The organism is Paenibacillus sp. 01T443 (assembly GCF_056398325.1).
Genome location: NZ_JBFTPE010000069.1, coordinates 1 through 729 on the forward strand (window position 1 = coordinate 1; position 729 = coordinate 729).

Genomic DNA, 729 nt, shown 5'->3' on the forward strand with positions numbered 1-729 from the left:
ACAAAACTAATTTGATGGATGGAGATGTTGAATATGAATGAAATGACAGGAAAATGGCTGGGTTGGATCGGCATCGTGTTAGCAATTATCGGTTTTTTCTACGCCCCCGTATGGATGGGCAGCATTGCCGTTATCTTCGGACTCATTGGTTTGGCTACCCCTAAAAAAGGACTGGCGTGGTGGTCGATCATTCTTGGAGTGATTGCGTTTATCATTCCTTACTTTGGATAAATAAAACCGGTACGGAGAGGACTATTTTAAAAAGTTTTTTTCGAAAGCACTTGCTTGATTATACAAAACTAATTTGATGAATGGAGATGTTGAACATGAATGAAATGACAGGAAAATGGCTTGGCTGGATCGGCATCGTGTTAGCTATTATCGGGTTTTTCTATGCACCCGTATGGATGGGCAGCATTGCGGTTATCCTCGGACTCATTTGCTTGGCTACCCCTAAAAAGGGACTGGCGTGGTGGTCGATCGGTCTTGGAGTGATTGCGTTTATCATTCCTTACTTTGGATAAGTAGACCCGGTACGGAGAGGACTGAGAAAAAAAGATTTTTTTTCGAAAGCACTCGTTTGATAATACAAAACTAATTTGATGGATGGAGATGTTGAATATGAATGAAATGACAGGAAAATGGCTGGGTTGGATCGGCATCGTGTTAGCAATTATCGGTTTTTTCTACGCCCCCGTATGGATGGGCAGCATTGCCGTTATCTTCGGA

The 729-nt window shown here is 42.4% G+C and carries 2 protein-coding genes; both read left to right on the plus strand.

Annotated features, from left to right (window positions below):
• Positions 1 to 33 precede the first annotated feature (33 nt).
• The gene (locus AC1DLI_RS34280) at positions 34 to 231 is read left to right on the plus strand and encodes a hypothetical protein (protein WP_477610198.1); all 198 of its coding nucleotides are present in this window, start codon (positions 34 to 36) and stop codon (positions 229 to 231) included.
• A 95-nt stretch (positions 232 to 326) separates the two neighbouring features.
• The gene (locus AC1DLI_RS34285; RefSeq protein WP_477610200.1) at positions 327 to 524 is read left to right on the plus strand and encodes a hypothetical protein; all 198 of its coding nucleotides are present in this window, start codon (positions 327 to 329) and stop codon (positions 522 to 524) included.
• Positions 525 to 729: the final 205 nt, after the last annotated feature.

What these genes read in the sequence shown, in the direction of transcription:
- AC1DLI_RS34280 (WP_477610198.1), top strand. Translation starts at nt 34, where the DNA reads ATGAATGAAATGACAGGAAAATGGCTGGGTTGGATCGGCATCGTGTTA.
- AC1DLI_RS34285 (WP_477610200.1), top strand. Translation starts at nt 327, where the DNA reads ATGAATGAAATGACAGGAAAATGGCTTGGCTGGATCGGCATCGTGTTA.